Annotated in this window: 21 protein-coding genes; 7 read left to right on the top strand and 14 right to left on the bottom strand. The window is 56.3% G+C overall.

Annotated elements, in window-relative coordinates:
• The first annotated feature begins 186 nt into the window (after nt 1–186).
• A complete protein-coding gene (locus ACF6ZU_RS24000; RefSeq protein WP_392887631.1) occupies nt 187–582 on the top strand; it encodes a VOC family protein in 396 nt (131 codons plus the stop codon).
• Between the two features lie 141 nt (nt 583–723).
• Here ACF6ZU_RS24000 and ACF6ZU_RS23995 read toward each other — a convergent pair whose 3' ends face one another.
• Nucleotides 724–1,023, bottom strand: coding sequence for a hypothetical protein (locus ACF6ZU_RS23995; RefSeq protein WP_392887629.1), 300 nt, complete (start codon nt 1,021–1,023; stop codon nt 724–726).
• Nucleotides 1,024–1,167: 144 nt separating this feature from the next.
• Nucleotides 1,168–2,358 (bottom strand): patatin-like phospholipase family protein, encoded by a 1,191-nt coding sequence (locus ACF6ZU_RS23990; protein ID WP_392887627.1) that lies wholly within the window; start codon nt 2,356–2,358, stop codon nt 1,168–1,170.
• Nucleotides 2,359–2,768: 410 nt separating this feature from the next.
• Here ACF6ZU_RS23990 and ACF6ZU_RS23985 point away from each other — a divergent pair, with 410 nt between their 5' ends.
• The gene (locus ACF6ZU_RS23985; RefSeq protein ID WP_392887626.1) at nt 2,769–4,178 is read left to right on the top strand and encodes a DUF1254 domain-containing protein; all 1,410 of its coding nucleotides are present in this window, start codon (nt 2,769–2,771) and stop codon (nt 4,176–4,178) included.
• Between the two features lie 65 nt (nt 4,179–4,243).
• On the opposite strand, the gene ACF6ZU_RS23980 is transcribed toward ACF6ZU_RS23985, so the two are convergent.
• Nucleotides 4,244–4,816 (bottom strand): TetR/AcrR family transcriptional regulator, encoded by a 573-nt coding sequence (locus ACF6ZU_RS23980; protein ID WP_392887624.1) that lies wholly within the window; start codon nt 4,814–4,816, stop codon nt 4,244–4,246.
• A 171-nt stretch (nt 4,817–4,987) separates the two neighbouring features.
• Here ACF6ZU_RS23980 and ACF6ZU_RS23975 point away from each other — a divergent pair, with 171 nt between their 5' ends.
• Nucleotides 4,988–5,644 carry a glutathione S-transferase gene (locus tag ACF6ZU_RS23975; protein ID WP_392893896.1) on the top strand — a complete coding sequence of 219 codons (657 nt, stop codon included), beginning with the start codon at nt 4,988–4,990 and terminating at the stop codon, nt 5,642–5,644.
• 53 nt (nt 5,645–5,697) lie between these two features.
• On the opposite strand, the gene ACF6ZU_RS23970 is transcribed toward ACF6ZU_RS23975, so the two are convergent.
• Together ACF6ZU_RS23970 and ACF6ZU_RS23965 are read right to left on the bottom strand one after the other, a co-directional pair.
• Nucleotides 5,698–6,666, bottom strand: a complete 969-nt coding sequence (locus ACF6ZU_RS23970) for an ABC transporter substrate-binding protein (protein ID WP_392887622.1) — start codon at nt 6,664–6,666, stop codon at nt 5,698–5,700.
• 154 nt (nt 6,667–6,820) lie between these two features.
• Nucleotides 6,821–7,660 carry a hypothetical protein gene (locus ACF6ZU_RS23965; RefSeq protein ID WP_392887620.1) on the bottom strand — a complete coding sequence of 280 codons (840 nt, stop codon included), beginning with the start codon at nt 7,658–7,660 and terminating at the stop codon, nt 6,821–6,823.
• A gap of 109 nt (nt 7,661–7,769) precedes the next feature.
• Between ACF6ZU_RS23965 and ACF6ZU_RS23960 the strand changes: the two genes are divergently transcribed.
• Entirely contained in the window at nt 7,770–8,675 is a 906-nt protein-coding gene (locus ACF6ZU_RS23960) for a LysR family transcriptional regulator (RefSeq protein ID WP_392887617.1), read from the top strand.
• A gap of 341 nt (nt 8,676–9,016) precedes the next feature.
• Here ACF6ZU_RS23960 and ACF6ZU_RS23955 read toward each other — a convergent pair whose 3' ends face one another.
• The 4 genes from ACF6ZU_RS23955 to ACF6ZU_RS23940 form a co-directional block, all read right to left on the bottom strand.
• A complete protein-coding gene (locus ACF6ZU_RS23955; protein ID WP_392887615.1) occupies nt 9,017–10,447 on the bottom strand; it encodes a phosphotransferase in 1,431 nt (476 codons plus the stop codon).
• Nucleotides 10,428–11,348: a sensor histidine kinase gene (locus tag ACF6ZU_RS23950; RefSeq protein WP_392887613.1), complete on the bottom strand. Its 921-nt coding sequence runs from the start codon at nt 11,346–11,348 to the stop codon at nt 10,428–10,430. The genes ACF6ZU_RS23955 and ACF6ZU_RS23950 overlap by 20 nt, the downstream gene beginning before the upstream one ends.
• A complete protein-coding gene (locus ACF6ZU_RS23945) occupies nt 11,345–13,183 on the bottom strand; it encodes an AAA family ATPase (RefSeq protein ID WP_392887610.1) in 1,839 nt (612 codons plus the stop codon). The genes ACF6ZU_RS23950 and ACF6ZU_RS23945 overlap by 4 nt, the downstream gene beginning before the upstream one ends.
• 497 nt (nt 13,184–13,680) lie before the next feature.
• Nucleotides 13,681–15,537, bottom strand: a complete 1,857-nt coding sequence (locus ACF6ZU_RS23940) for a hypothetical protein (RefSeq protein WP_392887608.1) — start codon at nt 15,535–15,537, stop codon at nt 13,681–13,683.
• Between the two features lie 522 nt (nt 15,538–16,059).
• Between ACF6ZU_RS23940 and ACF6ZU_RS23935 the strand changes: the two genes are divergently transcribed.
• Nucleotides 16,060–16,332, top strand: a complete 273-nt coding sequence (locus ACF6ZU_RS23935) for a hypothetical protein (protein ID WP_392887606.1) — start codon at nt 16,060–16,062, stop codon at nt 16,330–16,332.
• A 135-nt stretch (nt 16,333–16,467) separates the two neighbouring features.
• Here ACF6ZU_RS23935 and ACF6ZU_RS23930 read toward each other — a convergent pair whose 3' ends face one another.
• The 4 genes from ACF6ZU_RS23930 to ACF6ZU_RS23915 all read right to left on the bottom strand — a co-directional run bounded on the left by ACF6ZU_RS23930 (nt 16,468) and on the right by ACF6ZU_RS23915 (nt 20,586).
• Nucleotides 16,468–17,919 (bottom strand): DUF1254 domain-containing protein, encoded by a 1,452-nt coding sequence (locus ACF6ZU_RS23930; protein ID WP_392887603.1) that lies wholly within the window; start codon nt 17,917–17,919, stop codon nt 16,468–16,470.
• Between the two features lie 31 nt (nt 17,920–17,950).
• Nucleotides 17,951–19,363: a DUF1254 domain-containing protein gene (locus ACF6ZU_RS23925; RefSeq protein ID WP_392887601.1), complete on the bottom strand. Its 1,413-nt coding sequence runs from the start codon at nt 19,361–19,363 to the stop codon at nt 17,951–17,953.
• A 159-nt stretch (nt 19,364–19,522) separates the two neighbouring features.
• On the bottom strand, nt 19,523–19,849 hold the full coding sequence (locus ACF6ZU_RS23920) for an AzlD domain-containing protein (protein WP_392887598.1): 327 nt from the start codon (nt 19,847–19,849) through the stop codon (nt 19,523–19,525).
• Nucleotides 19,846–20,586: an AzlC family ABC transporter permease gene (locus tag ACF6ZU_RS23915; protein WP_392887595.1), complete on the bottom strand. Its 741-nt coding sequence runs from the start codon at nt 20,584–20,586 to the stop codon at nt 19,846–19,848. The genes ACF6ZU_RS23920 and ACF6ZU_RS23915 overlap by 4 nt, the downstream gene beginning before the upstream one ends.
• A 122-nt stretch (nt 20,587–20,708) precedes the next feature.
• Here ACF6ZU_RS23915 and ACF6ZU_RS23910 point away from each other — a divergent pair, with 122 nt between their 5' ends.
• Nucleotides 20,709–21,662, top strand: a complete 954-nt coding sequence (locus ACF6ZU_RS23910; RefSeq protein ID WP_392887594.1) for a LysR family transcriptional regulator — start codon at nt 20,709–20,711, stop codon at nt 21,660–21,662.
• Nucleotides 21,663–21,667: 5 nt separating this feature from the next.
• Here the strand turns inward: ACF6ZU_RS23910 and ACF6ZU_RS23905 are convergent, their stop codons facing one another.
• A complete protein-coding gene (locus tag ACF6ZU_RS23905) occupies nt 21,668–22,576 on the bottom strand; it encodes a LysR substrate-binding domain-containing protein (protein ID WP_392887592.1) in 909 nt (302 codons plus the stop codon).
• A 145-nt stretch (nt 22,577–22,721) separates the two neighbouring features.
• On the opposite strand from ACF6ZU_RS23905, the gene ACF6ZU_RS23900 reads away from it, so the two are divergent.
• Nucleotides 22,722–23,390: a type 1 glutamine amidotransferase domain-containing protein gene (locus tag ACF6ZU_RS23900; RefSeq protein ID WP_392887590.1), complete on the top strand. Its 669-nt coding sequence runs from the start codon at nt 22,722–22,724 to the stop codon at nt 23,388–23,390.
• Nucleotides 23,391–23,404 lie beyond the last annotated feature (14 nt).

The following is a 23,404-nucleotide window of genomic DNA, read 5'->3' as shown; positions in this document are numbered from 1 at the left end:
CCCGAGAACACCGCGTTTAACCGGGAAACACGCGTAATCGCTAACGACCATCACGAGCAGGCTCGCTCCTACAGGGATGGGGATATTTCCAAAATTTTTGATAATCCATCAACCGCCAGCCAAATTTTCAAATGCCCGCCTTCTTTGCACAATGGAATCACTTCATTGGCCTCACAGGGCATGCTCATGCATCTGGATCACGCAAACATCGTCATCGCGGATCTCGACAACGCCATCGGCTTTTTCACCGATGTGCTGGGATTCACAAAGGGCCCCCGCCCTGCTTTTCGCGTGCCGGGCGCGTGGCTCTATAGCCAGGGCCGACCGCTGATTCATCTGACCCAGGCCACCGGTGGATTACCTGCAGCGAAAGTGTCGCCGCGCATCGACCACATCGCATTACGCGTCGCCGACCTCGACGAATGGCGCGCCGTGCTCGACCGCTTGAACACCCACGGCCTCGACTACCAGGTCAATGCGCCCCACGACGGCGGTGACTTCCAGCTCTGGGTAGCACTGGCCCCAGGCGTCACCGTTGAAATCATCGCGACGGCATCACAGGCTGACGAAAAGACGAAATAGAAGGCAGGACATGTGCGAGTGATCGAAGCCCGCGAACGCCGGAAGGTGGGTGCCATGCTGGGTGATTGTCACACCAGCAACGGCCGTTGACGGCTGCGGGCTTCGAGCACTCATGCGGTGGTCTGAATGGCTCCGAAGAGGCTATTCACTTTCAGTTTGCCGTAGCACCTTTGTTTCATCATCAGCGAATTGCTCGGCGGCTACCGGCGCGTTGGGATGCATCGAGTGTGAACCATTCCTTCCGACGGCCTGGATGTATCCAGAAGCGTCGTCGGCAACGTCGTTGCCTTCGACGGGCGCCGAGACTGTCGTGACCTGGAAGGCGCTGGGTTCGCCCGCGGTGCTGATCCCGTTTTGCTGTTTGGATGAGTCTGCAAGCGCCGTCAGGCAGGCTGCGGTCAGCAGCGATACGGTCATGGCGCTCAGTAAGGTAGTGCTCATTGTCGTACGCCTCCATTTAGAGTCGCACCACGCAGTTTGCGCCCGGAGACAAAAAGTGGGACGAGAGGCGACCGGCGGCTGAGTGCCGGCGTAGCTTCAATCACCTTTGCTGATCGCCCGGAATATTCATCGGGCTTTAAGGGGTCAGCGTTTTTCCGTGTGCGGCGTTTTACGCCACGGGTAGCCCTTCGCGCTGAGCTGAAAAGCGTAATCGAATAAACGCTTCATGTACTCGCCATCGAATTTCCGATCGTGCGTCACATCAAAGTCGGCGCCAATGTACGCCAGGTTGAAGTCCGCTCCATCCTGCTGCGCCATCCGGTAAATGCGCTCCAGGTCGCTGATCCCCTGGGTTTGCAGCAAAGCACTGATGGCGCGACCGCCGATGTTCAATGTGCGGCGCTTCGTCCCGGACCACTGCGGCTCCAGTGTCCCGTTACGAATGACATAGAAATGCCGGTCGTGGCGCAAAGGTGCTCCGGCGGATTTGCTCAGCGCCATGATGGTGCTGGGCGGGTAGAGAAATACTTGAGTGATGACCCCGCCGTCCACGTGCATTTCCTGAAACTGTTGGCCGTCGACCTCCACATCGATCATGACCGGTGACACGGCACCGGGAATGCTCATTGAGGCGAGCATGATGTTGCGAAAAAGCTCCAACGCTCCCGGCGCCTTGCTGGCGGCAATCGCGCCCATGTTCCAGGTGACTGGCCGCCCTGAATCAAGGTCGGTGGTGCCAATCAGCAGAATTCGTCCCTTGGCGTATTCCGTTGCGATGGCCCCGAGAATCTCCTCTGTGACGTAGGTTGCGATGAGCCGCGACAGTGGCTTGCTGTCCGCTATGCCGTCGCTGGCAAAACGGGTCAGCACGTTTCGCGAATGAAAAATGTCTTTGGGACCGATGGCATTGGAGACGTAGCGAATCACGCCATCGTACTCGGAACCCAGGTAAGCAAACGGCGCGACCAGCGCACCCGCGCTGATGCCCGTGACGAACTTGAACACGGGACGGCTGCCATGCGTCGTCCATCCTGCGATCAGGCCCGCAGCAAAGGCGCCGGCATCGCCACCGCCGGAAACGGCCAGCATGTGCGCCAGGGGAAGGATATCGTTCGGTTTCCCGGCCTCAGCGAGCACCTCGCTCTCACGCTTGTTGGACTGAACCGCATCTTCAATGAACGCAGTCAGGTCGTGGTCCAGCCTGTAGCGGGCATCCGGGATGCCGGGGATGACGGCTTTATCCGTCAAGGCCGGCGGAACAGCGTCCCGGCGTGGCAGACACGCTTGCAGGAGCAGGTCGAGAGAGGCGCCTGGTCTGAGAGGGAAAGGTTTCAAAACGCCTCCTCCGGCTCTGCCGATCGACAGCAGACTCGGTCATTGTTGGACGACAATTCCTTACCCCTGGTGCCAGAGAAGACTGCGAGTTGCTTTACGGTTGAGCGTAGTGACATACACCCTTGTGCGCACGCACCAAGCGTCTGTTTTCGGTCAGTGATCCCACATCAGCGTGTATTGGCTTTCGGTGTCATGGACCCGAATTTTCTGATGCCTCTGCAACAATCCTTCTGCCTACACAGCTGTTGCATCGACCAGTCGTCGGCATCTGCCTGAAACCCGATTCGCTCCAATGCAGCCGGTGGCTTCCGGCTCTTGCCAAGGGATGACTGGCGGGCGGGTATCGAGTTAGTTCTTGTGCTAAACCTCAATGACCCAACTCACTGTTCAAGGCCGTGGGGACAAGCAAAATGCTGAACATCAACATGCTGAGAGCCGTCACCTGTGCGTCTGCATTACTCGCTCTGACCCCGTTGTCGGGGAGGTGTGCCGATTCGGAAATGACCCCTGAACAGGCACACTCCATTGGCATCGATGTTTACACCTACCTCTATCCCCTGTTGTCGATGGACCTCACCCGCAAACAGTTCACCAACATTGAGCCCGGCAAGGAGATTGGCAAAGGCCCGATGAATATGTTCGTGAACCTGCCCAAGTATCCACCCGCCGACTTCAAGGGCGTGGTGCGCCCCAACTTTGACACGCTCTACTCCACCGCGTGGCTGGACCTTACCAAGGAACCCGTGGTGATCTCCGCACCAGACACCGATGGACGCTTCTACCTTTTGCCGATGCTCGACATGTGGACGGATGTCTTTGCGTCTCCCGGCTGGCGAACAACCGGTACCCAAGCGGGCGATTTCCTGGTGACCCCGCCCGGCTGGAACGGAACGGTTGCGCAGGGGTTCACGCACCTGCGCGCACCGACACCTTACGTCTGGATCATTGGCCGTACCAAAACAGACGGGGAAGCGGATTACCCGGCAGTACAAAAGATTCAGGCCGGTTACAAAGTGACCCCACTCTCACACTGGGGCAAAGCAACAGAGCCGACGACAGTGCAGATCGACCCCAGCGTGGATATGAAAACGCCACCCAAGGTTCAGATCGACTCGATGTCCGCCGCCCAGTACTTCGCCTATGCCGCCGAATTGCTCAAACTCAATCCCACTCACAGCACTGACCAGCCCATCGTGGCGCAGATGAAAAAAATCGGCATCGAACCCGGCAAGAGCTTTGATATGGACACGATCAATCCGGCGCTGAGGCAAGCGCTTGAGACCGTACCGGCCGAAGCGCAAGCGCTCATGAAGTGGAAGGTGGCGACGCTCGCCAGAATCAGCAATGGCTGGTCAATGAACACCGATACGATGGGGGTTTACGGCAACTACTACCTCAAGCGCGCGATCGTCGCGCAACAAGGCCTGGGCGCCAACCTTCCAGAGGATGCGATCTACCCGTTGAACCTCACTGACGACACTGGCAAACCCCTCAACGGTGCCAACAAATACACGCTCCACTTCGACAAGGGGGATACCCCACCGGTCAACGCGTTCTGGTCTGTCACGCTGTACGACAACGACGGCTTCCAGGTCGGGAACGTGCTCAATCGCTTTGCCGTCAGCAGTTGGATGCCGTTCAAGAGTAATGCTGATGGGTCTCTCGACCTGTACTTCCAGCACGAGAGCCCTGGTGCTGATAAGGAAAGCAATTGGTTGCCTGCGCCCGAAGGGCCATTCAATCTGACCATGCGTCTCTATGGCCCGAAGGCCGACGCGCTCACCGGCAAATGGAATCCGCCTGCGGTCAAGCGGATGTAAAACAGCGTTGGTCGACTGCTGGTGCCCGACTGGGGTCGTGTGATCAGACTTGCAGGCCTGTTCACTCAGCCCTGCGCTGTCGGAATCAACCCCGCATCCCGATAGCTCAGGATCAGGTCGTCAAACAGGCTGATATCAAGCCGGGGCCGGGCGATCAATTGAGCGCCGGCAACCGAGGTGTAAATGGCGCGGGCGCGTCTTTCACAGATTGCTTCGCTGCCGATGCCGGCGTCAGCCAGCACCTGTGCCAGCCACATCACATTGACGTCTGCAAACGCGTTGACCTCGTTTCTGACCTCCTCGGGCAAGTCCTCGTACTCCGCCGCCATGAAGCTGAACAGGCAAAGCCGGTTGTCGTTTTCCAGGGATGTCCGAAAGATCGACGGGTAAATTTCCAGGCAACGAAGGGGATCGGGATTCGACTCGCGTATCCCTTGCAGGACGCTGGCGGTGTCTTGCCGGTAGCGCTCAGCGACCGCAACGCCAAGGTCGGCCTTGCTTGGGAAGTGGTAGTAAATGCTCGCGTTTTTGATCCCGACCACTTCGCCGATGCTTCGGAAATTGATGCCGCTGTAGCCATGCTTCTGCGCTGCCGTTTTCGCAGCCGCCAGAATCGCTTCCCGCGCGTTTTCGCTCACGTTCGTGCCCTCAACTCATCCCGTCAATGCGGCGAATACTACGCGCACCTCGCTTACCTGCCAACTGACAGGTAGGGCTTGACAGTACAAAATCAAGCGCCCACTCTTTGCCTACCAATTGACAGGCAGGTGAATGCAATGACCTCTTCAAAACCGCAGGCGCTCCCGATGATGAAGATCCACGACTGGTTCGACGGTCCCTACCCCGCCCGTGTGCGCATCGCATTGGCAGAGAAAAACATGCTGTCCCGCATCGAGTTTGTGTCGGTCGACCTGTGGGCTGGCGAACACAAGACACCGGAGTTTCTGGCCATCAATTACTCCGGCACGCTGCCGGTGCTGGAGCTGAACGACGGCACGCTCATCGCAGAGTGCACGGCCATCACTCAGTACCTCGACGCACTGGATGACAGCCCCACCCTGACCGGGCAAACGCCGGTAGAAAAAGGCCTGATCCACATGATGACCAAGCGCGCTGAAATCGAGTTTCTCGATGCGGTCAGCGTGTATTTCCATCACGCCACGCCGGGCCTAGGACCACACGTCGAGCTCTATCAAAACGCCGAATGGGGCAACCGCATGCGCGACAAGGCGATCAGGGGCATGCGCTATTTCGATGGCCTGCTCAAACGTCAGCCTTTCGTTGCCGGCGGCACGTTTTCGATGGCCGACATTACGGTGCTGGCCGGGATGATTTTCGCCTCGCTGGTCAAACTTGACGTGCCGGATGACTGCGAAGCGTTGCGCGAATGGCACGCCCGGATGCAGCAAAGACCGAGCGTGCAGGAATGGCGAGCGATGGTGGCGCGGGGTGCGCCGCAACGCTGAGGGAAAGGGGCATCTGCCATCCAGAACCCGGATGGCAGATGCCGTGAGGCGGATTAAAGCGCGGCCTCGATCTTTTTCGCTGCGCCCTCATCCACCCAGGCGTGCCAGATTTCCGGGTGTTCCTTGAGGAACATCCTCGCCAGCTTCGGCGATTCGATGCGTTCCCGGGTCATGCGCGCCAGGTTCTGATTCAGCAGATCGATGGGAATGTTGACCTTTTCCAGGACCGCGACCAGTTCGGGCGCCTGTTCATGGAACACCTTGGACAGCCCGACCATGGTCACCACGTCCTTGTTGGAGCCGGCCTTTTCCTCCAGCCGGATCGCGTCGATCTGCCCCATCAGCGGCGTCGGTGACCAGTAGTAAAACAGCACCGGCTCCCCGCGTTTGTAACTGGACAGCACCGCCGCATCCAATGCCGCACCGGTGCCCGGGCGGAAGTTGGTGAAGGTGTTTTCCAGACCGTATTCCTTGAGCATCTCGGTATTATCCTGCTCACAAATCCAGCCCGCCGGGCAGTTGTAGAAACGGCCTTTGGACGGCTCCTCCGCATCATGAAAAACCTTGGCGTACTTGCTCAAATCGGCAACGTTCTTGAGCTCCGGTGCCTGCGCCGGCCGGTTACGCTTGGCGTCGCCTTCGACCACATAGCGCGGGACATACCAGCCCTGGGTCGCACCAATGATCGGCGCACCAACCCCGATGACCTTGCCGGCCGCCGCCGCTTTTTTCCAGACTTCGCTGCGCTCCATCCACTCTTCGCCAAACACTTGAATGTCGTTGCCGGCCAGCGCGGTCTCCAGAATGATGGTGTTGCCCACCAACTGGTCCGTTGCACAGCCGTAACCATCCTTGAGCACGATCATCATGATGTCGGTGAGCAGCATCCCGCTCTCCCAGTTCAGGCCAGCAAACTTCACCGGCTTGCCCGACTCGCACCATCCCGAGGCCTGGCTTGAAGCACTGCCAACCAGCAGGCCAAGGGTGAGCAACGAGGCCAGCAAACTCTTCCTGTTTTTCATAATCAGACGCTCCGAATCATTATTGTTGGGGGCAGCGAACTGTTGTGTGCGGCACAGGAACAAACGAGCCCATCTTATTCAGCATGGACGCGTACGCGCGCAAACACGTAAGGCGAAGGCGTGAAGCAACGGCTTTTATTGTTATGGGTAAAACTTAAACGGCCGGGTCTACCGAGGTGCGCCCGTAAAACAACTGCCGGGCATAGGCACTGAATTCGACATTGGGCTGATCCACATACGCAAACACCGCGTTGAGCCGCAACCGCTCGCCTTCCACCGGCGTCACCCGGTGCAACGAATAGCGACCCCGGAACAACGTCAGCGTGCCGGGCACTTGCGGCAGCACCTCAATCTGCTGCGTCTGCGGGTCATCGAGGAACGCCCGGACCGCGTCATAACAATCGTCGTGTTCATTGCGCAGCATGCGCACGTACTCAAAATCCCCGCCCGCACTCGCCGCCTGCAGCGACAGCGTGACGCTGAAGTCGGACCGGTCAAAATGCCAACCCAGCTCCTGCCCCGCCGTGAAGCCCTGCAAGTTAAGGGCGGCCAATGGGTCGGCATGGCGATAGAGCGCGTCCAGGTCCAACACATCCTTGATGAACGCCAGCACATCGTCCGATCCATAGATCTGCCGAATCAAATGCTCAGCCGGAATATCCGCATAAGCCACCGTGTCCTTGGCCGTGTTCATCAAGCGTCGCAGCGGATGCTGCGCATCAACGCTCTCGTCCTGAGGCTTGAAATAAACCGTGTGGTGTTCCCGAAAGTGAAACATGCGCGAGTGCAGCGCCAGGGTCTGCTCCGCCATCGCCACAACCGACGGGTCGCGAACAAAACCCGGGAAGATCGCAACGCCCTCTTCCCCCAGCAACGACTGGCTGTGAGCGACCAGTGCGAGGTAAGCGGCACTGCCGCGATCGGTAATCGGATAACGCTCGAGATCGACGATGTCGCCCAGGGTTGGCGCAGGTGTGAAAGGCAAGGTAGTCATTATTGTTGGTCTCCGGTGGCTCTTCTGGAATCAGATTGCATCGCCACCAAAAACAAGTCACGCTCATAATTTTACGCAAATTTGTGAATTATTTTCAGGTCGAAACCCCATGAGACTGACCCTCGATCACCTGGTCATGCTGCAAACCCTCGCCGAAGTCGATTCGGTCACGGCCGTGGCCGAGCGCCTATGGCTGACCCCCTCCGCCGTCAGCCACCGCATCCGCGAAGCCGAGCGCCGACTCGGCGTCAACCTCACAGAACGCTCCGGCGGCAAACTCAGACTCAGCCCCGCCGGCGTGCGCCTGGAACGCGCCGCCAAAGACATCATCGCCATCCTCAACGAAGCCGAATCCGAAGCCCGCTCCATGGCCGGCGGCGTCACCGCGTTCGTCCGCATGGGCGTCACCTCCTACGGCCCGTTCCGCTGGATTCCCAAATTCATCAAACACTACTCAACCCTGCGGCCCGACATCGAAATCACCCTCGTCACCGTCCCCCGCAACGACGTCTACGCCAGCCTCATGCAAGGCCGCCTCGACGTCTCCATCATCGACGACGGCATGGTCCCGAGCGGCGTCGCCAAGCTGCCGCTGTTCCGCGACGACCTGATCGCAATCATGGCCACCGACCATCCCCTGGCGGGCCGGAAAAACATCTACGCGGAAGACTTCAAGACCTACAACCTGGTGACGTACTCAACCGACCGCGCGAGTGGCTGGGAATATGACCGGTTCTTTGCGCCGGCCAGCATTTTGCCGAGGCGCATGATTACGGTGGAGTTGATCGAGGCGATTGTTGAACTGGTGCGTTCGGGGTATGGGATCAGTATTTTGCAGCGGGATTTGGTGACGCCGAGTCTTGAGCGTGGGGAGTTGGCTTGGGCGGCTTTGAATGATGGGTTGGATATTGCTTGGAATGCGATTGTTCGGCCTTCGGAGCGGGAGGATGGGGAGGTTAATCGGATGGTTAGGGAGTTGAGTGGGTGGATTGGGAATGCTGCGGAGCTTGGCTGATGCATAACTAATGCTTGGAAATTGCATTTTTTGATTAATTACAGCCTTTCACGGCAGACTGCTTTCGGCCATGAGCGGACTTTGAACCCGAGAACGAAAGTGGCGGTGACTTACTCTTAAGTTTGAAGAAGAACGGTGAGATAAATTTAATGAAAACTAGAGACCGTCGATAACCTATGTAAAAACCTATATAGATGTTCAAACGCACGTTATGAAAACCGCTTACAACCTGACGTTACCTCAAGCGATTGGCCGAGGGATAATACTCACCCAGCAAATAATTACCGTTTTACGGGAAGTCCTTAAAAACAGAAACATCAACAGCACTAGACAACAACAGCTTACTGCCCACCTTCCTTTAATGCATTAGCGATACGGATTATAAGCGCGACAGTTTCATCAGAGTTAACGGTATCATATTTTAGTTGCCTTATTGCGAAAGCGTAACCGGCAGCCAAAACAGATCGATCATCTCCGCTTATGTCATAAGCCCAATCTCGACAATATTTTACAATATTGCCAAATGGATTATTTTGGCAGTAACCATCAATTACTGGCCAATGCTCAAGAAAAGATCGCATTTCTTGCGACACTCCAGATGATACGCAATCAGGATGAAAAATAAGACTCATCTCCAAAGTTATAGGATCTAACCCTGTATAGCCAAAACCTACGTCACCAAAGTCAATTAAAACAGGCGTTCCAGCGTGGTTTACGAGAATATTTCCACCATGCAAATCCCCATGAATACAAGAAGAGGAAACACTCACATAAATACTCTCAATATCTCGTATCTCTTCTAAACCGTATTGCTCGATTATCGCATCAAAACTATCATCTTTAAGCTTTGCCTTTCGTATTTCACCAACAGAAACTCTTGAAACTTCTCGAACAGCACTCCACCGCTCCAAACTAGCCCGGACCTGCTGGATTACCCTGACCGCAGCCAAAGTATCGCGACGCACGACTTCGAACAGAGTCTCCTTATAACCTTCAGCGAGCGTATAAAATATTGCACTGTATTCTTTCAAACCTTTATCTATCCCAGATAACAAAGGAGTGAAACTATTGATAGGCAAGAGCCTAACATGACGTGCGTACGACTCATTTTCCTTCTGGATCTTTGAAGAAAGTCCAAGCTTAGCGACGAACGCCCCAATAATATTCAACCGAGCATCTCTAACCTCTATCCGCCCTACCAAAGAGCCAGACAAACCACTTAGGGGATAGTAAACCCCATCAACCCCACCCATACTTCGCACAAATGTTTTTAGGGCTCGCTCTTGTCCTTTGGCAAACACTATTGCCTTGCCCCTTGTATTAATAGGAATAGCATTGACAGATAAGATCTCATGATAAACACCTGATAACTCTTCGATGAGTTCAGGTGTTTTGTTTTTTCTAAAATACAATACGGTTGGAAACTCTTTTTCAGCCCCCCAAAGTCTAACCCTCTCTCCATGTCGCGAAAGCCCTGTGGCAAAACTGTCCAAGTCCGAGCCGGTGAGAATATAGATTGGTGTTCCCGGCATAAGCTGCTGAATCAAATAAAATAGCTTCTGACCATTCTCAACGTTCTTCTCAAGCCCAGACGGGATGCTCGGCATACAAAGATCAAGAATCACCAGGTCGTAAAAATTATGCGCTAGTAGTTCCTCAGCCGAACCAGAGTTATCGATTACATCCCATGACACCCCGGGAAATTTCTCGTTTACCACTGAAACCAGTGTATCTGCGTAAGAGAAATTATCCTCAACGAATAATATTTGCATAATCCCTATACCACCTCAGTTCAAATCTTGCTCCACCCTCGGCTTTGTTTGAGACAAAAACATCGCCTTCCATTGAACGCATCGACAGCTGAGCTGTGGTTAACCCGTAACCAAAATGTTCATCCTTATTTGAAACACCAAGTTTGAAAGCTTCTTCAGGATTTTCTGAAAAACCCGCTCCGCAATCAAGAACTGCAAGCCAGTTCTCAGAGCCGGCTGGCCCCCAATTTATTAGAATTTCTGCTGGGTCAAGTGTTGAAAATTCTCTGACCGCCTCAACAGCATTTCTAATCCCATTGTCGATAGCTAATCCCAGAGAGTCGCGATCGGCCTGAACCATGTAAGGCTTTATACCGGCAACCCGTAAAACTACTTCTTCGTTCGAAATATTCAAAACCGCTACACATTCAGCAACTAGCTCTGACAGATCAAACTCGCTGTATGAGGGCGTAGATGCCGCTTTTTTCAGGTTCCCCACTGCTTCCAATAAACCGTTTAAACGCTCTACGCAGTGCTTGGTCCGAGATGTTTCGTATGCTTCAACCTCCATTTCTGCCACGAGCCGCAGAGATCCAATAAGCGGAGAAAATTCATGCAGAATAGTTCGGGAAACCTCGTCTACAGCCTGTGCTCGCAGGTCTTTAACCAACCGTTCAGAATCGTTTTCAATAACGGGTTCATCAATGGTCGCCACATCTTGCTTTGGTGGGCCAACCTGAATCCGATCCATAGCTCGCTGAAGTGCGCGCTTTACCCATCGAGCGTTCTCCTTCGCAAGCGCCCGCAAGAGCAGAGAAGCGTCAGTCACTTCTGCGGCCCTGGAAAAATAGCGAGCGGCCTCCAGCCTTTCATCAACTGAGTTGCTGAACAGGGAAGCAACCGCCTGTTCCCGGGTAATCACAATGAATTTTCTTGATAAAATTTCGCACGGGTGGCAAACGCTTCTGCCCCCCCTTCCATTACAGTAGTAATAGCGTTAACCGCCTCCGGATGGGTTAGGGGTTTATTGACTTGGACAAAGCCGTTTCTGCCATCAGACGTCAATTCAATGATTAAATCTGCCTCACCTAACACAGGAATGTTGGCATTGTGTGTTGACAAAATTATCTGCCCTCGCCCCTTTCGACTGTTCAGAGTTTTTATTATTGTTTTAGCCACGAAAGCATTATCTAAATGATCTTCCGGCTGATCGATTATCAACACCCTTTCAGAGTGCTGCAATACAATGGATAGAATAACTGTGCACCGCTGACCAGCTGAGAGAGCGGAAACTTCCTTATAGTCAACGCCGTCGAGAAGGCTCATGCTAACATCATCTTGGACGTCGCAAGTCAATATGTCAGCCAAGCCGAAATCCCGTAACTGCGCTACCACTCTAGCTGCACGTTCTTTCGGTATATCCACCAAATCTGACAGATCTTCAAATCCACCGTTATCAACGACCTTAACAAGCTCTCGAGGACTAATATTTTCTGAAATTTTCGAGGATAGATCATTATATTTAATGCCGCTACCCTTGAGTGCGTCAGTAAGCGCCTTAGAGTATTCCCCCAACTGAGATGACTGTTCGACTTCTACTTTTATATAGGGAGTAAGAGCTTGGTTAATGGCATTCGCCACTTCGCATCTAAGCGCGTAACGCTTAAGTCGAAGCTCTTCCAACTCACTTGCCGCCTCATCACGTCGCTTGCGAAGAGCTCCCAACCTATTCCGACGTTCTCCCAATAAGCTTTCGCGGGTATTAATTTGAGCAATCTGCGCTTTAATGATCGATATGTTGCGACTCAATGCCCCGGTACCCTCAGAAACTTTATCAAGCTCCAGTCGTAAGATTCTAGCTTTACGCTCCACCTCAAAGTGTTTAGAGGATATCTCTTCTCGCCGCAATTTAGACACGTCCTCAATCTGCTCAAAGGTTTTCGAGGCGTCCAGAATTTTCGAAATGGCAAGCTCATATACGCTGCGAAGGTCACTAACTGGATCTTTGTCTGGCTCGCCGAGCCATACATCTGGGCCATAATCTTCAGAAAGCAGCTCATCTAACTTCCTTTTCCATTCGGAAGCATGATTTTCAAAGCGAGCCACTATGTCTTCACGAGCAGATGCGGCTGCAAGCTCTTCGGTAAGAAGTGAAGATTCCGCCTGTTTTTTTGCCACCTCAATCGAATCTCCCTGAAGCTCCCGAAGCTGCCGCTCAAAATCCTGCACCTGCGAAATTAAGCTCGGGACCTTAATGACCTCCTCTGACAATGAAGAGATCTCTGTCTCGACCGCCACTACCTCTTTATAAATACTTTTTATCGAACTAATCACCGAGGCTTCGTTAGCAGCCATGCTCGTACGCCCATTGATAAATCCATCAATCAGTGAGAGACGTCCCGCATCGCTGAGCCCTAGAGTTTCGACTTCAGTTTGAGAGAGTACAATCGGCGCAACGAAACGAGCAGTTGAGCGTGGCTGATCTTCGTCAGCAGTGCGCGAAACGGTGACGTCATCGATTAAATCATTTAACACGACGGTCACCTCTCCGCCATCCAGCACTGCCCTCGCGTGGTCAAGCGAACGATTTTTGGCTTCCACGGTGTGGCTGCGAGCAGCAAATGCATACCTAATTAATTCGATTACCGAAGTCTTTCCAGTGCCCCTCGCGCCGATGATTACATTAAGGCCATCGGAAAACCTAAGATCCAGACCATCCAGAAATCCGCCTTCAACTTGTAGTCGCTCGATGTCCACTGAAAACTCCTGCGTTACGAAAATGTCGATTCGACAACCGACCCAAGCGCCTGCTTCCCACATTGCTTCAAGCCATGTACCCGTGCTCAATCCTAGCAACACGCCTGGTGAACTAACGCACAAGACAGGTCCGGTCGTGATTTTTTTGATTTTCTCTGCTACGCAAAGCTACAGCTCAGCCTTTACGGCGTCTAGGTTCCCCCTGTGTAGCTTCGGAACGTTACGCTAGGCAAGCACAGAAAACCGTTGGCCGTTTCTCCGCTTGTAGGACGCAATCACCAGCAGTTGCCTTATATCTGATTTCAGGTGTTTACACAGTCAGTTTCTAGCAGTTTTCTGCATGTCACGACTGGCTGCTTCCGGCCGATTGCTGCCCTTGGCGAAAGGCAGAAAATGGCCAAAAGCGGTTTCTAACGCCCCAGTCCAAGTGTGGCCACGATGTAGGCGTGAACGTTACACTGGAAACCTTTGTTGTGCCTCGAGCCGCAGACGTTGCATTACTCCGTTTGAAGTGCTTTACCAAGTTTCGCCCCCAGATCGCGGCGACATTGATTGTGCACGTGGTATCGCTGCATGACGGTTGCCGTCAAGGCTTCCTCGGATAGCGCGACGTCCATTGGATCTGGCCCCCACTCCTTACTGCCCTTGAGCTGTTGGAGTCCAATGACAGTCTCAATCAAGGCCTGCTCGAACCATGTGTGGACTACATCCGTAACCACCCCATCTATGGTCCCATCCGGCGCGTCCTTCCTTTCCTTGCAGAGGCGAAGGACCATGTCTGTGAACACTCGAAAATCGGCGTTCACGCGAAGGATGTTCTGCTCCGGCAGGTAACGAGCAGCCCGGTCCTCCATCTCATTTTCGTCGCGCGTCCCATCGCGGAGCGACACCCACTGTACGACTGGAAAGGGGTCAGTTTCAGCCTTATCGCTAGGTACACCACCTTTCTTTTCGAATAAATGGTAAATATTTCCGAGCTCACCATCCCGGAACCCGACAGCATCACCACCAGAAGCGGTTCTACCTACGCCGCCACCTCCTTTGCCTTTATGGCCTGAGTCTGAAGAGGGGCCGGTAGGTGCGCGTGAACTTTCGTCTGAGAGATATATTCCCTGAGGATTCGGGCGGTACCGACTAACTTTATACAGGTCGATAATGCCCTTGAGCCGTTCCTTGATTGATTTAACGTGATCTTGGTCGAAAGATGATGAACCCTTTTCACGAATGAACTCTGCCAGTTGCTTAGGCATGCACTGACGGAACTCGTAAGCCCAATCGGCCCACGGGAGTAGCGAGCCGTTGAGCAGAAGCGAAGTGCGGGCTGTGTTCGTAGTCAGATTTACCCCGGGCACAGCAATAGGTTCTACATAGAGAACTACAAATCGAGTACCGAACAGGACGCCGAAGTTTTGCAGCTTTGCGGTACCCGCACGTGCAGTTTCGCGATCATAGAGCTCATTTTGATACAGAGCAGCAACGTGCCCTCCGGACTCGATGAATCCGGAATTGCTCGAGATGGCGGGCTCATCCTTAAGAATCCACCAATGAATCCGTGCGCCTGTAAGCTCGTGCACTCCGGACATCTCAGCATGGGCCTCTAGGTAAGGCCGCTGCCCGGTGATCGTCCGCAAGATATGCCGATCCGAGTCAGATCTCGGAAAATCCCAACCCTCACGCGCCCTCACGGTGACACTGCTTGGGAACTGAAAATACCGCGTGTTCAGATATTTAGAAATCCAACGGGATGGGGCTGCGGCCTCCGCCGGCGGAGCCATTGTGTTTTCTTCCTTGAACTTCCCCAGCAAGATGACTTTGGTTCCCGACTCAGATATTTCGTCCGGCTTAAATTCGTCCGCCAATGGTAAATAGTGGGAGTAACTGCCGTCAGCCAGTTCCCATTGTCGCAGCCCATACTCGCCCATATCCGGGTCCTTTTCGAGAATGACTTGGAATCCATCTCCTTTCTTCCAGGACTGATAGATCACTCCGTAAGGATTTCGAGTTGCCGCGGAAATCTTCGCGCCGATGCCGTAATTGCTGGTAAGTGATTGTTCGGACCCAGAAGAGGAAAGCTGGTTGATGAACTTTTGCATCTCTTCACCCGTCATTCCGTCGCCGCAATCAATGATCGACAGCTTCATGACATCGCCGAGGTCGTAAATGGTCCAGTCAACGTCCCAAGTGATATGGCCGGGCCTTCCGGTTCGAGCGATGGCATCAAGCGAGTTTTGGGTTAGCTCCCTCAGAAACTGCAGCGGGGCACAGTCCTGCCCAAGTCGATCGAGAAGGAATCCAACGTTGTGTACTGTCATGGGTAGGGCATTGCGCCCGCCCGTTTGAGCGCGCTTTTTCATATTCTTCTCCGACCCGCGCAATGGCCATGGCGATTGCACTGATTGAAGTTCCTTTTCGAAAGCAGCCGCGGTGGCGGTTTTCGCGACCTTGGCTAGCTTTCGTCGAGGGCTTGTTTCAAGTTACGCCGATGGGTACCCACCTGCAACTACGCTTAAAGTCGAACGCTTCCACCAGCGAGGCGCACAATTATTAGTGAGGGCGTACAGAATTCCGGGTGAATGGGGTTGCTGCAGGAGCTCACTTAGCAGCTGCTCATCGAGCACGGCAGCCACTACCTTCAATGCAGATCAATATGCCCAGCGATCGTAGTCAACCGATGACCGTTCTTGGCCGATGCCTGCCGCCTACGGGAGAGACGCAACAGTCCTAGGACCACCACAAATTTCCTACAAAAACCTCAGAATCCCTCACCTTCCCCACCCTTCCAACGCAGCCTATAGTCCACCCAGTCGCCCAAAATGGCGACTCAGGTTTGGCGACCTGATCACAGAGTTTGAGCCCATCAAACTGAGATCTCCAAAATGACTAGATACATACCCCTCACCGGAATCGACCTGATCCCCGCCTCCCTACTCATCGACACCGAAGCCCCACTCGACGTGCTGCAAGCCGCCGCTGACTACCGAATCCGCACGGTCACTCAGGTGTTGGAAAACATCGCCTTCCGCGCCGAGCTCGGTTGCGACACGGTGGTGCTGAAAGACTTTTCCCAACTGCTGGCCATCCCGTTACGCGACGGCTGCGACTTGATGGATGTGATTGGCCGGCGCTTACGGGCTCAGGCGACGGCATAAAAAAACGGGCGCTGAATGCGCCCGTTTTTGTTCCGGGATAAAAAATCTGACCTCGTTGCTCTGCAACAGACATCTTGTGCGTTTTCGACCAGAAGCGGGCACAACCCAGGAATCGACCCATGTCCGCCCCCCCCCTTATTCAACCAACTCAAAATCCGCCAACTTGAAGGTCTTGTTGTTCATTTCTTCAGTCGGCCCATAGAACCGCATCGCCGGCAAAGGCCGCTTCCCGGCCGTTGGAATCCAGTTTGACTCCAGCCCTGCTGGCGGTTTCGGCCCCACATAAATCGATACACCGCCATCGGCGTTTTTCCTCATCTTGGCCAGGTCATAGGAGGACAAGGTGGTGCGGTTGGTGTCGCTGTAGATGAACGACATCGTGGCGCGGTCGTACACGGTCAATGCCCAAAACTGTTTGACCGGCATCTGTGCCGGAACGTCCAGTTTGTACAGCTTGCCGGCCTCCAGCAGTTTTCCCTGTTTGTCGGCCATGGCCATCATGTACTGGGTGGCCGGTGTGTCGCTCAAGGCCTTGGGCATGTAGGTGCACCAGAAATACTCGGCGGCGCGGTTGATCAGGTCGACGCGATTGTCATCGACGAACGAGAACGTCTTGTTGGCGTCGGTCATCAACAAGGAGGCGTAGTGCCGGTCTGGCCAATACAGCCTGTCTTTGGGGAAGTTGTCGAACCACTGTTGCAGGTAGAACCAGGCATCGATGGCGGCCTGGCGCATGGCGCGCTTTGTGGTCGCGTCAGGCGTGAAGGGTTTGCCCTGTTCAATGCCCAGCGAGGCCAGCATGGCCATCATGACCTTGTCCTGCGGTTTGACCGGTTCGACGCTGACGATGGCCTGCAGGTCGTCGAAAAATCCTTCGTCATAACGCGGCAAGGTCGGGTAGCGCTCGTTGAGCGGGTCGGAAAAACGTTGCTTTGGCGGGCTTCCAGCTTCGGACAAGTAATACATGCGCAGCTTCTGGGCGTACTGGTAGGCGTCCGCGACGCTTTTGCCCGGGGCCGGAACGGAACGAAACGCCAGGGCAATCCGGTAGTTGGGTGAGGCGATGTGTATATAGCCCGCAGGGATGGCCCCTTGATAACCCGGTGGCGTGAAGAGCAGTTTGCCGCCCTTGCCCTTGTCTACGCCTGAGGGGCCGACATCGGCGATGGTCAGTTGCCAGGCATCGACGACCTGGCCGTAGACACTGCCCTGCGCGCCAGCCACCGGCACTTCCAGCACCACGGGGCCTTTGCGTAAATCGGTGAAGGCCGAGATATAGGGGGTGGTGCTGTTGGCGGTGATCGCTTCGAGTTTGGGCGTGGCCGTGGACGAGTACGCGATGATGTCGTTGTCCTTCAGCCCCAGTTCATCGACCGCCGCGCGGCGGAAGCTGTAGATGGCGGTAGCGGGAATGCCCCAGAGCACGGCCTCGAATGCGCGCTGGTATTTGATCTGGTAGTCGAAGTCGGAGACCGATGCCTTGGCGTCCGCCGGGGGTTGCCCGCCTTGCGGCAAGGTCTGGGCGGATGCGCACGCCATCCACGTCAACAGGCCGGCCCCGACAATGAGCGACGTGCGAGTTTTCATCTTCTGCTCCTGGACGTTCGGTGAGGCCGTCTCAGTTGACCTTGTTCAGCTGTGGCATGACCCACTGGCCGGAAAGTATGGCTTCCGATGGCTGGTACAAACGCAGAATCACGTAAAACCCGCCCTCCGGTGCCGGCAGCCAGTTCGCGGCATTTTCACCCTGAGGTTTGCTGTGGGAGATGGGAATTGTGATCGAGCCATCCGCGGCGGTTTTCAGACCCGGTGTGTCGGTGCCGACTTTGTAGCGACCGATCTCGTTGTCGACCAGCATCTTGTCGCTGGCGTCGTACATCGTCAGCGACCAGAACGCCCCCACGGGTGGCGGCGACGCCAGTTTGACTTCGTACTGATTGGCGCCACTGAGCGGCTGGTTATTGCTGTCGGTAAAACGAATCGGGTACATCGCCTCATGTTCGCCCTGCCCTCCTAGATAAGGACCGGCGATCATCGCCCGCAACGGGTAGTTGAAACCGAAGCTGTCCAGCCCGGTCACCCAGTTCCAGCCACTGCGCACCGACGACGTGCTGGCGAGCGAAGCGATGGCGACGTAGGGCGCGTCCTTCAGACCTTCGATCAAACCCTGTCGGGTAGCGGGATTGAGTTTGTCCGGGGCGAAGCCCTTGTCTGTCAGGCCGATGCGGGCAAACTGCGCGAACAAGGCCGCATCAGCGGGTTTGACCGGATTGCTCTTCAGCGCCGCGGCCAGTTCAGTGAAAAAACCAAGCTCGTCATCGCCGGTCTGTGGAAGGGCCGGCAGCGTCTGGTCCTTGTGCGGTTTGCCACTGAGGGGCGCGATGCTGAATTTTTTTTGCAGGGCCAGCACGGGGGCGACGTCTTCGCCCTGTTTGACATGCAACCGCCCCCACAGCCAGACCTTGCTCGTCGAGACGTCCAGGCGCTTGGCGTCCTTGGGCAGCGTGCCTTTCCAGCCGGGCGGCACCAATACGTATTTGCCCGCCTTGGTCCCAGTGGTACGGCGACCGATGTAATGCTCAAGTTCCTGCCACATGTTGAAGACATCGACCACGTAATAGCGGTCATGGGTATCGGGCACGGTCAATAGATAGGGCTCGGTCAGATCAAGCACCGCGCTCATGTAGTACGTGTCGTTATTGGCGGTGGGCATGTCCTTGGCGGCCGGGGAGGCCAAAGCGGTGGCCCAACCGATCTGATTCAAACCCGCGCGATAGCTGGTATCGGGCCTGGGTGACGGGACGCTGGTGTACTCGCGCGCCACCCTCTCCATGCGCACCAGCGGATACCCCCAGTTGTAGGCGGAGATAGCCAGGCTGTAGCCATCGGCCTTGAGCCCCTTCTCTACCGCATCGGGTGTTGCGGGCGTATTGAGCAGCAAATCCGGCGTGCTGGCTTGCGAGAGCGCTACGCTGCCGAGCGCGACACAAAACGGGAGGATACAAAATACGAGTTTGCGCGATGCAGACATAATCAGTGTCCTTTCACGAGAGAACGCGACGGGTCCGTCTGAAACACCAACCCAAGGCTGAATGCCTGCAAGAACCCTAGGCACAGGGTTTGGCCTCGTCAAACGGGCTTTGGCTTTTTCGCGTTTTCATCGCCGAATGGTTGCAGCCTTCGCTTCGGCTCAGGCCACCAGGAACTTGATCAACCAGACAGCGCCCATCCCCGCGATCAGCGTCAGGATCGTATTGCGGGTCTTCCACGCCACCCAGGCAGCGATGATCGCGGCGGGGATCTGTGGGTTGTCGAACACGAATGCACCATGCCCGTTGGGATACACGACGGCAGGCAGAACAAGTGCCGACAGGACGCTGGCCGGCACGTACACCAAGGCGCGGCTCAGCAGTGGCGGGATGCGCAGCCGGCCATAGAGCTCGACGAACGACAGGCGCATGGCGAAGGTGCCGAGGCCGATCACCAGAAACATGCCCCACAAGGACCAGTCGCTCATGGCGCTTCCCCCTCGATGTCGTGGGCCGGCACCGTGTTCAGCTCGCGTTTGCGCAGGCTCTCGATCAACAACCCGGCGATGACGCCGCCCAGGGACGCGGTGACCAATCCGAGGTTGTAGGGCATGTCGATGGCGAAGACGGCGATCAGCCCGCCGACGACCGCTGCGCCGAGGCTCGCCGAGTTGCGGATGCCGGGCACCAGCAGCGCCAGGAAGGACAGCGGAATGGCGAAGCCCAGCGACCAGGTATCGGGGATGCTCGCGCCCAGGTAGATGCCGGCCAGCACCGAAACTTGCCACGACAGCCACATCGAAAAAGCGGTGCCGGCGTAGTAATGATGGGCGAAACGCCCCAGCTCGCCGGAAGACAGTTTGAGTGTGCAGAGCGCGTAGGATTGGTCGGAAAGCATGTAGGACAGCGGCCATGTCCAGCGTCGGGGCAAATGATGCAGGTGCGGCGCGAGCGAGGCGCTGTACATGATGAACCGCAGGTTGATGACCAGCGCGGTGACCACGATCGCCATCGGCAGCACGCCGGTATGCATCAGTTGCAGGGCGACCATTTGCGCGGAGCCGGAGTAGAACAGCAGCGTCATGCCCATGGTCGTACCCGGCGACATGCCCATGTTGGTCGCCAGGACCCCGGTCAGCAGGCCGAACGGAATGACGCCGGGCACCATGGGCATGAGCACCCTCACCCCTTGCATGAACGCTTGCCTGCCTGTCAGGTACCGCATTTCTTCTCCTTTTTTTAGCGTGTTGCTGGCTGGTCATCCGCCGTGCATCGTGCCTACAGTGTGGGCCGGGCGACCGACCGGTAGAACCGACTTTTTTTACGAGCATACAGGCAGTTTTTGTTATGGCTAACAGCATGCGGCCTGATCAGGCCCTGATCGCGATGCCCTCGTTCAAGGCCATGAGGTCGTTTGTGGCCGCCGCCAAGTATCGAAGTTTCACCCGCGCCGCTGAAGCCTTGTGCGTCACGCAAGCGGCGATCAGTCGTCAGATCCGCGACCTGGAAACCCATCTGGGCACCGAGCTGTTCATCCGCAGCGGCCGGGACATCCAGCTGACTGCTGCGGGAACGGCACTGTTCGACGCGGCGCAATTGTCGCTGCTGAATATCTTTCAAGCGACCGAGCGGATTCGCCGGGAGAAAAGCGACAAGCGCACGCTGACCCTGTGCTGCTCCCCTGCACTCTCGGGGCTCTGGTTGTCGCACCGGCTGAAAGACTTTTTCAGCGCCAATCCGGACGTGGACCTGAACGTCATCACCACCCAGCATTTCCAGGGCATGGAGCCCGGCACAACACCGGACATTTTCATCACCAAGACGGTTGATCTGGGCCCGGGTTATGTGCGGACCCCGCTGTTTCATGAAGTCGTCTACCCGGTGTGCACGCCCCGTTATCTGGAGGCGCATCCGGAACTGGGCACGCTGGAAGGCATGCGCAACAGTGTGCTGCTGGACCTCAACCCCTATGGTCGTTCGCAATTGTCCGAGCAGGTGGACTGGAACGTGTGGTTCGCGCTCCAGTCCCAGTACGCGCAAATCCCCGGCTCGGACAACGCGCAGTATTTCAGCAGCAACGACTACACCCTGCTCATCCAGATGGCGCTGGATGATCAAGGGATCGCGTTGGGCTGGGATCATCTGGTGCGGCACCTGATCCGTCAGGGGCGCCTGGTTCGACCGGTGCAGGAAGAGCTGACCTTCAGCGAGGCGCTTCAGTACCTGATGGTCAACGAAAAGAAGGCGGACGATCCGGCGTGTGTTCGTCTGAGGGATTGGCTGATCGCGCAATTCAAGTGAAGAAATCAGCGCGGCCCGGATAGCCCGGACGCCGCCTCCACCAGCAACTGCCGGAACCATTTGTGCGCCGGGTCGTTGCGATAACGCACATGCCACGCAATCTCCACGGGAAAAGTGCCGAGGTCTACCGGCGCCTGCACAATCTTGAGTCGCGGGTCCTTGGCGATCTGGTTGCAAATGAGCCGTGGCAGCGTCGCGCAGTAGTCGGTGACCGCGATGATTTCCGGGACCGCCAGAAAGTGCGTGACCGAAATCGCCAGATCGCGGCGCAGCCCCTGCCGCTCCAGCGCTTGAAACACCCCGGCCCTGAGTCGCCCCGGTGGCTGAACATTGACGTGGCGCAGCTGCTCGTATTGCTCGCGGGACATCGTGTTGTCGATATCGGGATGGTCGGCGCGCACAACACACGCGAGGCCGTCGTCCAGCAAATGCTGAATGATCAGGTTGTCGGGCGGGTCGATGATGCGGCCGAGCACCATGTCGGTGGTGCCCGAGATCACGCCGGTTTCCGCCAGGTCATTGCCGAAGGGCGTCATGGACATTTTGATGCCGGGGGCCAACTGCCCGAGCCGGGCGATGATGGCCGGCATCAGCACGATCTCGACGTAGCTGTTCGCCGCGATGTTCAACTGCCGGGTCGCGGTTGCTGGATCGAAATGCTGGCGGCCGACCAAAACCTCGTCGAGTTTGGCCAGGGTTTCGGCAATCGTCGGCGCGATCTCCTGGGCAAACTGGGTCGGTTTGATGCCGTATCGCTCACGGATGAACAATGGGTCTTTCAAGGTTTCCCGAAGCCGGTTCAGCGCGTTCGACAACGCCGGCTGCGTGATGCCCAGGCGCAATGCCGCGCGGGTCACGCTGCGTTCTTCGATGAGCGCGATGAAGACCGGCAGGAGGTTGAGATCGTAGCGCATGAGTGTCCACGGGCGGGATGGCGTGGCAGTCATAATGCCAGATGAATATCTAACATCAAGTAAGTAAATTTCTCGAATATCTGCCTTTGACGCACAGTTAGCTCAACCGAAAGGCCCTAACCCATTCATCGTCGAGGCGCTAACCATGAGCATCAAACACGTTCTGTTCATCCTGACCAACGCCGCCGAAATCGGCCCGAACAACCGTCGCACCGGGTACTTCTTCCCGGAGGTCGCTCATCCGTACGAAGTGTTCGCCGAAGCGGGCGTGGCGGTGGAATACGCCTCGCCACTGGGCGGTACGCCGCCGGAAGATGGTTATGACGAAAGCGATCCTGCGCAGCTTGCGTTCCGCAACAGCGCCGCCATCCGCCGCATGTCGCGCAGCCGCAAATTGTCGGAAGTGGATGTGCTCGACTACGACGCGATCTTCTTTCCCGGTGGCCTGGGCCCGATGGTGGATATCGCCACCGACCCGGACGTGAAGCGTGCGGTCGAGCGCGCCTGGAACGGTGGCAAGCTCGTTGCTGCGGTGTGCCATGGCCCGGCAGCCTTTCTCGGCGCCACGCTGGAAGACGGCACGCCGCTGGTGCGTGGTCGCCGGCTGACGGGCTTCTCCAACGAAGAAGAGTCCGGTTATGCGCAGGCTGACGTGCCGTTCAACCTGGAAGATGCGTTGCGCGCCGAGGGTGCCGAGTATTCGTCGGCAGCGGCGTGGCAGGAAAAGGTCGTGGTCGACGGTCGCCTGCTGACGGGGCAGAACCCGGCATCGGGCAGTGCGCTGGCAAAAGCGATGGTTGAAGCGTTGCGCTGAACATCAGCGATAGC

Origin of the sequence: Pseudomonas migulae (assembly GCF_043225285.1) — a bacterium.
Taxonomy (GTDB): Bacteria; Pseudomonadota; Gammaproteobacteria; order Pseudomonadales; family Pseudomonadaceae; genus Aquipseudomonas; species Aquipseudomonas migulae_C.
This window is presented reverse-complemented; position numbering and strand designations above follow the sequence as displayed.